Raw genomic sequence first — 12,999 nt, 5'->3', positions numbered from 1 at the left:
GCTTTTGTACATCCGCCCGCGCCGGCATTGGCCGGCCCGGGCGTGTTCACTCAGTGCGGCGGGCTGGCCAGTTGCGGATTGGCCGCAGGCTCTGGGCGTGGCTTGGGTGGATCTTCGCGCAGCTCGATGCGCTTGATGGGGCCGACGATCACCAGGTAGCTGAATACCGCCACCAGTGCATTGGCCCCTACGTACACCAGTGCCCACTTGAACGAGCCGGTGGCGCTGATGATGTAGCCGATAACGATGGGGGTGGTGATCGAAGCGATGTTGCCAAAGGTGTTGAACAGCCCGCCGGACAGCCCGGCGATCTGCTTGGGCGAGGTATCCGCCACCACCGCCCAGCCCAGTGCGCCAATGCCTTTGCCGAAGAAGGCGAGGGTCATGAAGCCCACCACCATCCATTCGGCGTCAACGTAATTGCAGAACACCATGGTGGTCGACAGCAGCAGGCCACAGACAATGGGCAGTTTGCGTGAGAAGGTGAGCGAGTTGCCGCGGCGCAGCAGCCAGTCCGAGATTACCCCGCCCAGTACCCCGCCAATGAACCCGCAGATGGCCGGCAACGACGCGATGAAGCCCGCCTTCAGAATGGTCATGCCGCGCTCCTGCACCAGGTACACCGGGAACCAGGTCAGGAAGAAGTAAGTGATGGCGTTGATGCAGTACTGGCCCAGGTACACACCCAGCAGCATGCGGCTGGTGAGCAGTTGCTTTACGTAACCCCATTTAGGGCCGTCATTGCCACGCTTCTGGTCCATGTCCACCAGGCCGCCGTTCTGCTCGATGTGCTCCAGTTCGGCAGGGCTGATACGCGGGTGCTGGCGCGGGTTGTAGATGGTCTTGAGCCACACCATGGAAAACACGATGCCCAGGGCGCCCATGACCACGAACACGTGCTCCCAGCCGAAACTGAATACGATCCAGCCCATCAATGGCGCGAACAGTGCAGTGGCAAAATACTGCGCCGAGTTGAAGATCGCCGAGGCGGTGCCTCGTTCCTGGGTCGGGAACCAGGCCGCGACGATCCGCGCATTGCCCGGAAACGACGGCGCTTCGGCAAAGCCCACCAGAAAGCGCAGGGTGAACAGGGTGACCACGGCCCAGGCCACCGGCAAGCCGCCGACAAACCCCTGCAGCAGGGTGAACAGTGACCAGGTGAAGATACTGAAGGCATAGACGTTCTTCGAGCCGAAGCGGTCCAGCAGCCATCCCCCCGGGATCTGCCCGGCCACGTAGGCCCAGCCGAATGCGGAGAAAATATAACCCAGGGTAACGGCGTCGATGCCGAGGTCTTTCTGCAGGCTGGAGCCTGCGATGGCAATGGTGGCGCGGTCTGCGTAATTGATCGTGGTCACCAGAAACAGCATGAACAGGATCAGGTAGCGCACATGCGTCTTCTTCGTCGCTTGCATGCGGTTGTACTCCCACTAGTTATTGTTGTGCGGGGTATTGAGATGTAGCCGGAGCGGGGCGTGCTCGCTCCTGGTGCGGCGCTGGCAGGCCGCTAACGGGGTTACTGTGGCCCCATCTTGTCCATCAAGGCTGCCAGCATTTCATACTCGTCGGCGCTCAGGTCGGTCAGCGGTGTACGCACCGGGCCTGCGTCGTAACCGGCAATACGGGCGCCTGCCTTGACGATGCTCACGGCATAGCCGGCCTTGCGGTTGCGGATGTCGAGGTAAGGCAGGAAGAAGTCGTCGATCAGCCTGGCGACGGTGGCGTGATCTTCGCGGGCGATGGCGTGGTAGAAGTCCATCGCGGTTCTGGGGATGAAGTTGAACACCGCCGATGAATACACCGGTACGCCCAGCGCCTTGTAGGCTGCGGCGTACACTTCGGCGGTAGGCAGGCCGCCGAGGTAGCTGAAACGCTCACCCAGGCGACGGCGAATCGACACCATCAACTCGATATCACCCAGGCCGTCCTTGTAACCGATCAGGTTGGGGCAACGCTCGGCCAGTTGCTCGAGCAGTGTGGCATTGAGGCGGCAGACGTTGCGGTTATAGACCACCACGCCGATATTGACCGATTTGCACACGGCTTCAACATGGGCGGCTACCCCATCCTGGCTGGCCTCGGTGAGGTAATGCGGCAGCAGCAGCAGGCCCTTGGCCCCCAGGCGCTCGGCTTCCTGTGCGTATTCGATGGCCTGGCGGGTGGCACCACCCACGCCAGCCAGAATAGGTACGGACGTGGCGCAGGTGTCCACGGCAGTTTTGATGACCTGGCTGTATTCACTGGCCGCCAGGGAGAAGAATTCCCCAGTACCACCCGCGGCGAACAGCGCGCTGGCGCCATACGGGGCCAGCCATTCCAGGCGCTTGACATAGCCGGCCTGGTTGAAGTCGCCATTGGCGTTGAAGTCGGTGACGGGGAAGGAGAGCAAGCCGTGGGAGAGGATGGATTTCAGTTCTTGTGGGTTCATTGTTATTGGCATCCAGACGCTTGGGTGAAAGGGGTGCTGTTTGTGAGAGGTAAGTTATCGTACAACCTAAACGATGACCAGTCCTTCGTTTAGATTTTCTGAGGCGGGGAGCGCGCGTCTTTTAGAACGCTCGGTGAATCTGCGCGGGATGGATGGGAGTAACTGGATCACGCGGCTTCACCTGTGGTCAGGTGATCGTATGTCTATCGGCGGGGAAGAGAATCAAATGAAAGGGACGGCATTGCGCCGCCCCTTGGTCATGTCCGAGCAGGATGCAAGTACTCAGGCAGCCTGCTGACGCTTGCCTTGTGCTTTGCGTACCTGGGCGCGGCATGCATCACCGAACGCCTGGAAGATCTTGATCGAATCAGGGTTTTTCGCCGCCTGCCATTCCGGGTGCCATTGCACGGCGAACAGGAAGGGCGACAGGCTCGGTGCATGGATGGCCTCCACCAGGCCGTCTTCAGCCTGGGCAATGGCTTCTATACCCTCACCCAAATTGCGCAGGCCCTGGCCGTGCAGAGAGTTCACGCGAATTTCATCGGTGCCCAAGGTGTGCTGCAGCCAGCTGCCTGGCTGAATCTTCACCCCGTGTACCTGGGCGTATTGCACTTCAACCGGGTCTTCCGGGTTTTCCCGGTGATCGTTGAAACCGGGTTCGGCGTACACCTTCTGGTAGATGTCCCCACCCAGGGCGACGTTGATTTCCTGCATGCCACGGCAGATGCCGAAGATGGGCAGCCCGCGCTTGATGGCGGCTTTGACCAGGGGGATATCGAACAGGTCACGGTTCGGGTCCTGGCCTTTGCCCGGTGTTTCGTTCTGCTGGCCATATAGCGCCGGGTCGATGTTGCTGCCCGCGCCAGTCAGATAGACGCCGTCGGCCATGTCCAGGTAGGTGTCCAGGGCATCGGTACCGCAGCAGGTAGGTACCAGCACGGGGACGCAGCCTGCGAACTCGACCAGCGGGGTGATGTATTTATGGGTCATGACCTGATAGTCATGGCCTTTGCGCTCTTGGGTACCCATGGTCATCAGGACGACGGGCTTGCGCAGGGAGGGTTGCTTGTTGCCAATGTTGCTGTTGGACATATGTCACCTTGGGACAGGCTGAACCTGTCGTTGTTGTGCAGGCGCACGGCGCGGGGCCCTGGGTGCAGCCTGTGGCCCCGAGCACTGCCGGCTCGTCATGGGCGACGATGCCGGTCGGGGCCTGTGGCTAGAGTGCCAGAGCCGTTCAATATGTCAAACGACCGTTAAGGCGCGTGCCGCCCGTAATCACGGGTCCAAGCGGTGTGAAAACGATCGTAACCCTGTGCCTGTGAGGGTTTGCCAGCTATGGTGGTCAATAATATTTAACGATGCAGTCGGCTCATTGCAGCCGTGCAAAGAAGCCATGCCGGTGCATTGACCCACGCGCTGCGCCGCGCCAGCATGGCCTGACAATACCTACCAGGAGGTTCTGATGTCCGCACCCTCAGGCGGCGCCGTTGCGCGCATTCCGTTTACCGAGCTGCAGGCACTGCTGCAGGGCATTTTCGAACGCCACGGGTGCAGCCAGGCGGTGGCGCAGGTACTGGCCAGCAACTGCGCCAGCGCCCAGCGTGATGGCGCCCATAGCCATGGCATCTTCCGCATGCCCGGGTACGTATCGACCCTGGCCAGCGGCTGGGTGAACGGCCGCGCCACGCCTCAGGTCAGCGACCTGGCAGCTGGGTACGTCAGCGTCGATGCCGGGGGCGGCTTCGCGCAACCGGCGCTTGCCGCTGCGCGGGAACTGCTGGTGAAAAAAGCGCAGACGGCCGGTATCGCCGTGCTTGCCATCCACAACTCCCACCATTTTGCAGCGCTGTGGCCTGATGTAGAGCCGTTCGCCGAACAGGGCCTGATCGCCCTGAGCGTGGTCAACAGCATGACCTGCGTGGTGCCCCATGGTGGGCGCAAGCCGCTGTTCGGCACCAACCCCATCGCGTTCGCCGCGCCCTGCGCGGGGCATCCGCCCATCGTCTTCGACATGGCCACCAGCGCCATGGCCCATGGTGATATCCAGCTTGCCGCCGCCGCAAGGCAGCCGTTGGCCTCGGGGATCGGCGTAGACAGCCAGGGCGCCCCTACAGCCGATGCCGAGGCAGTACTGAACGGGGGCGCCTTGCTGCCCTTTGGCGAGCACAAGGGCTCGGCCCTGTCGATGATGGTGGAGTTGCTCGCTGCGGGCCTGACCGGTGGGCATTTTTCGTGGGAATTCGACTGGGCAGGGCATCCGGGCGCCAAGACCCCTTGGACTGGCCAGTTGATTATCGTCATCAACCCAGGCCTGGGCGCAGGCCGACCGTTTGCCGAGCGCAGCCGGGTGCTGGTGGAGCAGATGCAGGCGGCGGGCTTGACGCGCATGCCGGGCGAGCGGCGCTACCGTGAGCGCGAAGTGGCCGAGCGGGAAGGGGTGGCCATGACCAAGCAGGAGTTGCAGGGGCTGAAAACCCTGCTTGGCTGACCCGACCTCCTCGCGAGCGAAAGCGCAGCGAAAACATGCAGGGGTGCACACACAACCGTGCACGATAGTGGATGTTCCTGAGCACGCACTCCGGGTATGCTCAGGCCTGCCTTTTCGAACTGTCCTGATCCAAGGAGCTGCACGCTGTGTTCAAACATGTCGATGCCTACGCCGGCGACCCGATTCTCTCGTTGATGGAAACCTTCAAGGCCGACCCCCGCGCCGACAAGGTCAACCTGAGCATTGGCCTTTATTACGACGAGGCCGGCGTGGTGCCGCAGCTGGCTGCCGTGGATACCGTCGAAAAGCGCCTGGCCGGGCAGGACCATGAAGCATCGCTTTACCTGCCGATGGAAGGCCTGGCCAGTTATCGCCAGGCGATCCAGGCACTGCTGTTCGGTGCCGACCACCCGGCGGTCACGGGCGGGCGCGTGGCTACCGTGCAGACCGTCGGGGGCTCCGGCGCACTGAAGGTTGGCGCCGACTTCCTCAAGCGCTATTTCCCCGAGGCCGAAGTGTGGGTCAGCAACCCTACCTGGGATAACCACCGCGCCATCTTCGAGGGTGCGGGTTTCAAGGTGAACAGCTACCCGTACTTCGACCAGAACACCCGCGGCGTCGATTTCGACGGCATGCTGGCCACCCTTCAGGGCCTGCCGGCCCACAGCATCGTCCTGCTGCACCCGTGCTGCCACAACCCGACCGGTGCTGACCTCGATCAGCGCCAATGGCAGCAGGTGGTTGAAGCGGTCAAGGCGCGGCAACTGATCGCGTTTCTCGACATTGCCTACCAAGGCTTTGCCGAAGGCCTGGTAGAAGACGCCTACGCCATCCGTGAAATGGCCAGCGCCGGTGTACCGTGCCTGGTCAGCAATTCGTTTTCGAAGATCTTCTCGCTGTATGGCGAACGCGTAGGCGGGCTGTCGGTGGTCTGCGAAGACCAGGCCACCACCCAGCGCGTGCTTGGCCAGCTCAAGGCCACGGTTCGCCGCAACTATTCCAGCCCGCCCAGCTTCGGCGCCCAACTGGTGGCCGGCGTGCTCGGTGATACCGCGCTCAATGCCCAGTGGGTGGCCGAAGTAGAGGTCATGCGCAAGCGTATCCTCGACATGCGTCAGGCCCTGGTGGATGCCTTGGCCGTGCTGTTGCCCGGCCAGGACTTCCAGTTCTTCCTGCGCCAGCGTGGCATGTTCAGTTACACCGGCTTCAGCGTCGAGCAGGTACGAAGGCTGCGTGACGAGTTCGGTGTCTACCTGATCGACAGCGGCCGCGTGTGCATGTCTGGCCTGCGCCCGGCGAACCTGCAGCGCGTTGCCGAGGCGTTTGCTGCCGTGCAGAAGTAACGTTGCGGCGGGCGGCTCTGAAGTCTGCACGATCAGAGCCGCTCGCTACTGCGCTTGTACAGACAAGTGCAACCGCCCCTCCGAAAAAGGCTTCGCAAGTGCAACCTTTCAGTGCACAATCGCGCCCCTCTTTTCCGGTTGAGTTGGGCGGAGCCGACATTTCGCCATTCTCAGCCTGTTACAGTCTTGCGAGTGGAGCTTCACCCGGAATGAATGAGCAGGCCCAAGGCGTTCAGCAACGCCATGCAGAATCGACCGCCGCCACCCTTGGCAACTGGTCGCGTCACGACACTACCTGGATGCTGGGCCTGTTCGGCACAGCCATTGGCGCTGGAACCCTGTTCCTGCCCATCAATGCCGGTTTGGGCGGCTTCTGGCCGCTGCTTGTGCTGGCCGCACTGGCCTTCCCGATGACCTATTACGCCCACCGCGGGCTGACCCGTTTCGTGCTGTCCGGGCGCAACGGCGGGGACATCACCGAGGTGGTCGAAGAACACTTCGGGATCAAGGCCGGTGCCTTGATCACCGTGCTGTACTTCTTCGCCATTTTCCCCATTCTGCTCATCTACAGTGTTGCCCTGACCAACACCGTCAGCAGCTTCATGGAGCACCAACTGCACATGGCGCCACCGCCCCGCGCCGTGCTCTCGCTGGTGCTGATCCTCGGCCTGCTGGCCATTGTGCGCTGCGGCGAGCAAGCCACGGTCCGTATCATGAGCCTGCTGGTGTACCCCTTCATCGTCGCCCTGGCGCTGCTGGGCCTGTACCTGGTGCCGCACTGGACGGGCGGCATCCTCGACAGCGCCCACCAGGTCCCAAGCGGGTCGGCGTTCTTGCACACCGTTTGGCTGGCAATCCCGGTGATGGTGTTCTCGTTCAACCACTCACCGATCATCTCGGCCTTCGCCGTCGACCAGAAGCGCCGTTACGGTGAGCATGCCGACGCCCGCAGCGGTCAGATCCTGGCGCGTGCTCACCTGCTGATGGTGGCGATGGTGCTGTTCTTCGTATTCAGCTGCGTATTAACCCTCGACAGCGCACAGTTGGCTGAAGCCAAGGCCCAGAACCTGTCTATTCTGTCGTACCTGGCCAACCACTTCAGCAACCCGACCATTGCGTTCGCGGCACCACTGATTGCCTTCATTGCCATCGCCAAGTCGTTCCTGGGGCACTACATCGGCGCCAGCGAAGGCCTGAAAGGCATCTTCGCCAAGTCGGGTGCGCGCCTGGGCAGCAAGGCGCTGGACCGTGTGGTGGCCGCACTGATGCTGGTGGTGTGCTGGATCGTTGCCACGCTCAACCCGAGCATTCTCGGCATGATCGAGTCGTGGGGCGGCCCGGTGATCGCCGTGCTGCTGTTCCTGATGCCGATGTACGCCATCCGCCGCGTGCCTTCCATGCGCAAGTACAGTGGGGCGTTGTCCAACGTGTTTGTCACGGTCATCGGCCTGGTGGCGCTGACCTCGGTTGTGTACGGCCTGCTGGGCTAACCAGCACGCTGTAACCGTGCCTGGGCTGCTACAAGCGGCCCGGGCATTTTTTTGCCCGTACCCTTTGTGCGGCTATCGAACATTTTCAAGCCAACCCATAGGCACTCGGCTGCCTTCATGCTTAACTCACTGTCCTTTACACACCCTCCATAAAGGATTTCGTCATGGCTCAAGTGACTCTCAAAGGCAACCCGGTCCAAGTCAACGGCAACCTGCCACAAACTGGTGCCCAGGCGCCGGCGTTCTCCCTGGTCGGCGAAGGCCTGGCTGACAAGTCGCTGAAAGACTACGCTGGCCAGCGCAAGGTGCTGAACATCTTCCCAAGCGTTGACACGCCAACCTGCGCTACCTCGGTGCGCAAGTTCAACCAACAGGCCAATGACCTGAACAACACCGTTGTGCTGTGCATCTCCGCCGACCTGCCATTCGCCCAGGCGCGCTTCTGCGGTGCCGAGGGCCTGGAAAACGTGAAGAACCTGTCGACCTTGCGTGGCCGCGAGTTCCTCGAGCAGTACGGCGTAGCCATTGCTGACGGCCCGCTGGCCGGCCTGGCCGCCCGCGCTGTGGTGGTGCTGGATGAAAATGACAAGGTGCTGCACAGCGAGCTGGTTGCCGAAATCGGCAACGAACCCAACTACGAGGCCGCGCTGGCTGCCCTGAAGTAAGGGGGCAGGGCAGGGTGGCTGCGCTTGTGCTGCCACCCTGCGCCACACGCAACACCCTGTAACGGCCCGGAACGCTTTCCGGGCCGTTTTCATTTAAAGTTCAGGGCCTTGCCAACGTCAGGCAAAGGTAAACCTCTGGTAAAGGCCCTTTGCTTAGCCGTCGATAGTGCTTATCGTTCATCCTCTCCAAGTCGTCACTCCGAACAAGGCTCGTTCAACCCATGCAAGCGCCCAAATCCCGCTCCTCCCGTCGCTGGCTCGTCGGCCTGTTGATCGTGTTGCTGATCGCAGCCCTGGCCTGGTGGCTCTGGCCAGCCTCGAGCGCGCCCGGTAAAGACGCCGGTCGGCAGGGTGGGCGCCCTGGCTTCGGTGCTTCCAGCGACCCGGTACCGGTCCGTGTCGAACCCGTCAAAGTGGGTGATTTCCCGCTGTACTACAAAGCGTTGGGCACGGTAACGGCCACGAATACGGTCAACGTGCGCAGCCGCGTGGCCGGGGAGCTGGTGAAGATTCACTTCAAGGAAGGGCAGCACGTCAAGGCAGGCGACCTGCTGGCCGAGATCGACCCGCGCCCCTATCGCATCGCCCTGCAGCAAGCCGAAGGTACGCTGGCGCAAAACCAGGCCCAGTTGCAAAACGCCCAGGTTGACCTGGCCCGCTACAAGGGCCTGTTCGCCGAAGACAGCATCGCCAAGCAGACGCTCGACACCGCCCAGGCACAAGTGGCGCAGTTCCAGGGCTTGGTCAAGACCAACCAGGCGCAGGTCAATGATGCCCGGCTGAACCTCGACTTCACCCAGATTCGCGCGCCCATCAGTGGCCGCGTCGGCCTGCGCCAGCTCGACCTCGGCAACCTCGTGGCGGCCAACGACTCCACCGCGTTGGTCATCATCACCCAGACCGAACCGATCAACGTCGCGTTCACCTTGCCTGAAACCGAGCTGGGCACGGTGCTGGAGCGCTACCGCAGCGGCGCCAGCCTGCCCGTGGAGGCTTGGGACCGCAGTGACAGCAAGCTGCAGGCTACCGGTGTGCTGGGCAGCATCGACAACCAGATCGACACCACCACTGGCACCTTGAAGTTCAAGGGCCGCTTCCAGAACAAGGACATGGCCCTGTTCCCCAACCAGTTCGTCAACGTGCGCTTGCTGGCCGACACACTCAAGCAAGTGGTAATGGCGCCTGCTGCGGCCATTCAGTTTGGCACCGACGGCACGTTTGCCTATGTGGTCAACGCCGAGAACACCGTGAACATCCGCAAGCTGAAAGTGGGCCCCAGCGACGGGGAGAACAGCGTGGTGCTCGAAGGCCTCGCCGCCGGGGACCGGTTGGTGCTGGAGGGCACCGACCGCCTGCGTGAAGGCACCAAGGTGGATGTGGTCGACGACAGCGCCCAGGTACCGGCCACGCCTGGCCAGCACCTGCAGGGCCAGGACACCAAGGGTTCGGCGCAGTCCGCTGACACGGCAGGCAAGGCGGGCGCATGAACCTCTCGCGCCTGTTCATCCTGCGGCCGGTCGCCACCACCCTGAGCATGCTGGCCATCGTGCTGGCCGGTTTGATTGCCTACCGCCTGCTGCCGGTGTCTGCCTTGCCGCAAGTGGATTACCCCACCATCAGGGTCATGACGCTGTACCCTGGCGCCAGCCCACAGGTGATGACCAGCGCGGTCACCGCACCGCTGGAACGGCAGTTCGGCCAGATGCCGGGCCTTGAGCAAATGGCGTCGACCAGCTCCGGTGGCGCCTCGGTGCTTACCCTGCGCTTCAACCTCGATATGAACATGGACGTCGCCGAGCAACAGGTGCAGGCGGCCATCAACGCGGCCAGCAACCTGCTGCCGAGCGACCTGCCGGCACCGCCGGTGTACAACAAGGTCAACCCCGCCGACACCCCGGTGCTGACCCTGGCCATTTCCAGCAAGACCATGCCGCTGCCCAAGCTGAACGACCTGGTCGATACCCGCGTCGCGCAAAAGCTGGCGCAGATCAGCGGGGTGGGCATGGTGAGCATCGCCGGTGGCCAGCGCCAGGCCGTGCGCATCAAGGTCAACGTCGATGCCCTGGCTGCCAACGGGCTCAACCTGGAAGACGTGCGCACCCTCATTGGCGCCTCCAACGTCAACCAGCCCAAAGGCAACTTTGACGGCCCTACGCGGGTGTCCATGCTCGACGCCAACGACCAGCTGCGCTCGCCCGCGGAATACGCCAACCTTATCCTCACGTACAAGAACGGCGCACCCCTGCGCCTGAAAGACGTCGCCGAAATCGTCGACGGCGCCGAAAACGAGCGCCTGGCCGCCTGGGCCAACGAAAACCACGCGGTGCTGCTGAACATTCAGCGCCAGCCCGGTGCCAACGTGATCGAGGTGGTGGACCGCATCAAGGGCCTGCTGCCGTCGATCACCGACAACCTGCCTGCCGGCCTGGACGTGTCAGTGCTCACCGACCGCACCCAGACGATCCGCGCCGCCGTGCGCGACGTGCAGCATGAACTGCTGATCGCCATCGCCCTGGTGGTGATGGTGACGTTCCTGTTTCTGCGCCGGGTCAGCGCAACCCTCATCCCGTCGATTGCAGTGCCGTTGTCGCTGGTCGGCACCTTCGGGGTCATGTACCTGGCAGGGTTCTCGGTGAACAACCTCACCCTGATGGCCCTGACCATCGCCACCGGCTTTGTGGTGGATGATGCCATCGTCATGCTGGAGAACATTTCCCGGCACATCGAAGAAGGCGAAACGCCGATGCAGGCGGCCCTGAAGGGTGCGCGGCAGATCGGCTTCACCCTCATTTCCCTGACCTTCTCGCTGATTGCCGTGCTCATCCCGCTGCTGTTCATGGCCGATGTGGTGGGCCGCCTGTTCCGGGAATTCGCCATCACCCTGGCAGTGGCGATCCTGATTTCCCTGGTGGTGTCGCTAACCCTCACCCCGATGATGTGCGCACGGCTGCTCAAGCGCGAGCCCACGCCCGAGGAGAAGGGGCGCTTCTACCGTGCCAGCGGCGCCTGGATCGACTGGCTGATCAAGCACTACGGCAATGCCCTGCAATGGGTGCTCAAGCGCCAGCCGCTGACCCTGCTGGTGGCCGTGGCGAGCCTGGCGCTCACCGTGATCCTGTATATGGTGGTGCCCAAGGGCTTCTTCCCGGTGCAGGACACCGGCGTTATCCAGGGTATCTCCGAGGCGCCACAGTCCACCTCGTTCGCCGCCATGAGCGAGCGGCAGCAAGCCTTGAGCCGGGTTATCCTGCAGGACCCTGCGGTGCAGAGCCTGTCGTCCTACATTGGCGTGGACGGCGACAACGCCACCCTCAACAGCGGCCGCTTGCTGATCAACCTCAAGCCCCACGGTGACCGTGACGTTACCGCCAGCGAGGTGATCAGCCGCCTGCAGCCCAAGCTCGACAAGCTGGTGGGCATCCGCCTGTTCATGCAGCCGGTGCAGGACCTGAGCATCGAGGACCGGGTCAGCCGTACCCAGTACCAGTTCACCCTGTCTTCACCGGATGCCGACCTGCTGGGCCAGTGGAGCGGCAAGCTGGTGCAGGCCTTGCAGCAACGCCCGGAACTGGCCGACGTGGCCAGCGACCTGCAGGACCAAGGCCTGCAGGTGTACCTGGTCATAGACCGGGACCTGGCCAGCCGCCTGGGCGTAAGCGTGTCGCAGATCACCAACGCACTGTATGACGCTTTCGGCCAGCGGCAGATCTCCACCATCTACACCCAGGCCAGCCAGTACCGGGTGGTGTTGCAGGCCGAGGACGCCGCGGTGATCGGCCCGCAGGCCCTGGAGTCGATTCACGTGAAGGCCAGCGAGGGTGGCCAGGTGCGGCTCTCGGCGCTGGCGCGCATCGAGCAACGCCAGGCACAGCTGGCCATTTCCCATATTGGCCAGTTCCCGGCGGTGACCCTGTCGTTCAACCTGGCCCATGGCGCCTCGCTAGGCGAAGCGGTGCAGGTGATCGAGCAGGTGCAACAGGCCATCGGCATGCCCTTGGGCGTGCAAACCCGTTTCCAGGGCGCCGCGCAGGCGTTCCAGGCTTCGCTGTCCAGCACCTTGCTGCTGATTCTGGCGGCGGTGGTGACCATGTACATCGTGCTGGGCGTGCTGTACGAGAGTTACATCCACCCGGTGACCATTCTTTCAACCTTGCCCTCTGCGGCGGTTGGGGCCCTGTTGGCCTTGCTGATCAGTGGCAACGACCTGGGCATGATCGCCATCATCGGCATCATCCTGCTGATCGGGATCGTCAAGAAAAACGCCATCATGATGATCGACTTCGCCCTGGAGGCGGAGCGGCATCAGGGCATGGCCCCACGGGACGCTATCTATCAAGCGGCGCTGCTGCGTTTCCGGCCCATTCTGATGACCACCCTGGCCGCGCTGTTCGGCGCAGTGCCGCTGATGCTGGCCACAGGCTCCGGCGCTGAATTGCGCCAGCCGCTGGGCCTGGTGATGGTCGGCGGGTTGCTGGTCAGCCAGGTGCTGACACTGTTCACCACGCCAGTCATCTACCTGTACTTCGACCGCCTGGCACGCCGTTTCGGCAGGCAGCGCCCGGTGCAGGAGCCGGTATGAGGG

Annotated in this window: 9 protein-coding genes; 6 read left to right on the top strand and 3 right to left on the bottom strand. The window is 63.0% G+C overall.

What is annotated here, in order from left to right; genetic code table 11:
* Nucleotides 1–50 precede the first annotated feature (50 nt).
* The 3 genes from PPA02S_RS06910 to PPA02S_RS06900 all read right to left on the bottom strand — a co-directional run bounded on the left by PPA02S_RS06910 (nucleotide 51) and on the right by PPA02S_RS06900 (nucleotide 3,520).
* On the bottom strand, nucleotides 51–1,415 hold the full coding sequence (locus PPA02S_RS06910; RefSeq protein ID WP_028633814.1) for an MFS transporter: 1,365 nt from the start codon (nucleotides 1,413–1,415) through the stop codon (nucleotides 51–53).
* Between the two features lie 101 nt (nucleotides 1,416–1,516).
* Nucleotides 1,517–2,428: a 5-dehydro-4-deoxyglucarate dehydratase gene (gene kdgD, locus PPA02S_RS06905; protein ID WP_028633815.1), complete on the bottom strand. Its 912-nt coding sequence runs from the start codon at nucleotides 2,426–2,428 to the stop codon at nucleotides 1,517–1,519.
* A 282-nt stretch (nucleotides 2,429–2,710) separates the two neighbouring features.
* Entirely contained in the window at nucleotides 2,711–3,520 is an 810-nt protein-coding gene (locus tag PPA02S_RS06900) for a gamma-glutamyl-gamma-aminobutyrate hydrolase family protein (protein ID WP_028633816.1), read from the bottom strand.
* A gap of 373 nt (nucleotides 3,521–3,893) precedes the next feature.
* On the opposite strand from PPA02S_RS06900, the gene PPA02S_RS06895 reads away from it, so the two are divergent.
* The 6 genes from PPA02S_RS06895 (at nucleotide 3,894) to PPA02S_RS06870 (ending at nucleotide 12,996) form a co-directional block, all read left to right on the top strand.
* Complete coding sequence (locus tag PPA02S_RS06895; protein ID WP_028633817.1) at nucleotides 3,894–4,919, top strand: Ldh family oxidoreductase; 1,026 nt, start codon at nucleotides 3,894–3,896, stop codon at nucleotides 4,917–4,919.
* Between the two features lie 146 nt (nucleotides 4,920–5,065).
* The gene (locus tag PPA02S_RS06890; protein ID WP_028633818.1) at nucleotides 5,066–6,262 is read left to right on the top strand and encodes an amino acid aminotransferase; all 1,197 of its coding nucleotides are present in this window, start codon (nucleotides 5,066–5,068) and stop codon (nucleotides 6,260–6,262) included.
* Nucleotides 6,263–6,471: 209 nt separating this feature from the next.
* Nucleotides 6,472–7,752: a serine/threonine transporter gene (locus PPA02S_RS06885; protein WP_028633819.1), complete on the top strand. Its 1,281-nt coding sequence runs from the start codon at nucleotides 6,472–6,474 to the stop codon at nucleotides 7,750–7,752.
* A gap of 164 nt (nucleotides 7,753–7,916) precedes the next feature.
* A complete protein-coding gene (tpx, locus tag PPA02S_RS06880) occupies nucleotides 7,917–8,417 on the top strand; it encodes a thiol peroxidase (protein WP_028633820.1) in 501 nt (166 codons plus the stop codon).
* A 221-nt stretch (nucleotides 8,418–8,638) separates the two neighbouring features.
* Nucleotides 8,639–9,904, top strand: a complete 1,266-nt coding sequence (locus tag PPA02S_RS06875) for an MdtA/MuxA family multidrug efflux RND transporter periplasmic adaptor subunit (protein WP_028633821.1) — start codon at nucleotides 8,639–8,641, stop codon at nucleotides 9,902–9,904.
* Entirely contained in the window at nucleotides 9,901–12,996 is a 3,096-nt protein-coding gene (locus PPA02S_RS06870) for an MdtB/MuxB family multidrug efflux RND transporter permease subunit (RefSeq protein WP_028633822.1), read from the top strand. The genes PPA02S_RS06875 and PPA02S_RS06870 overlap by 4 nt, the downstream gene beginning before the upstream one ends.
* The last annotated feature ends 3 nt before the right edge of the window (nucleotides 12,997–12,999 follow it).

The organism is Pseudomonas parafulva NBRC 16636 = DSM 17004, from assembly GCF_000730645.1.
In the GTDB taxonomy this organism is placed as follows: domain Bacteria; phylum Pseudomonadota; class Gammaproteobacteria; order Pseudomonadales; family Pseudomonadaceae; genus Aquipseudomonas; species Aquipseudomonas parafulva.
The sequence above is the reverse complement of the archived record's forward strand: the minus strand, read 5'-3'. Positions and strand labels throughout refer to the sequence as shown.

Bases quoted from the DNA above. Each gene is read 5' to 3' on its own strand.
- PPA02S_RS06910 (WP_028633814.1), bottom strand. From the start codon at position 1,415: ATGCAAGCGACGAAGAAGACGCATGTGCGCTACCTGATCCTGTTCATG.
- kdgD (WP_028633815.1), bottom strand. From the start codon at position 2,428: ATGAACCCACAAGAACTGAAATCCATCCTCTCCCACGGCTTGCTCTCC.
- PPA02S_RS06900 (WP_028633816.1), bottom strand. From the start codon at position 3,520: ATGTCCAACAGCAACATTGGCAACAAGCAACCCTCCCTGCGCAAGCCC.
- PPA02S_RS06895 (WP_028633817.1), top strand. From the start codon at position 3,894: ATGTCCGCACCCTCAGGCGGCGCCGTTGCGCGCATTCCGTTTACCGAG.
- PPA02S_RS06885 (WP_028633819.1), top strand. From the start codon at position 6,472: ATGAATGAGCAGGCCCAAGGCGTTCAGCAACGCCATGCAGAATCGACC.
- tpx (WP_028633820.1), top strand. From the start codon at position 7,917: ATGGCTCAAGTGACTCTCAAAGGCAACCCGGTCCAAGTCAACGGCAAC.
- PPA02S_RS06875 (WP_028633821.1), top strand. From the start codon at position 8,639: ATGCAAGCGCCCAAATCCCGCTCCTCCCGTCGCTGGCTCGTCGGCCTG.
- PPA02S_RS06870 (WP_028633822.1), top strand. From the start codon at position 9,901: ATGAACCTCTCGCGCCTGTTCATCCTGCGGCCGGTCGCCACCACCCTG.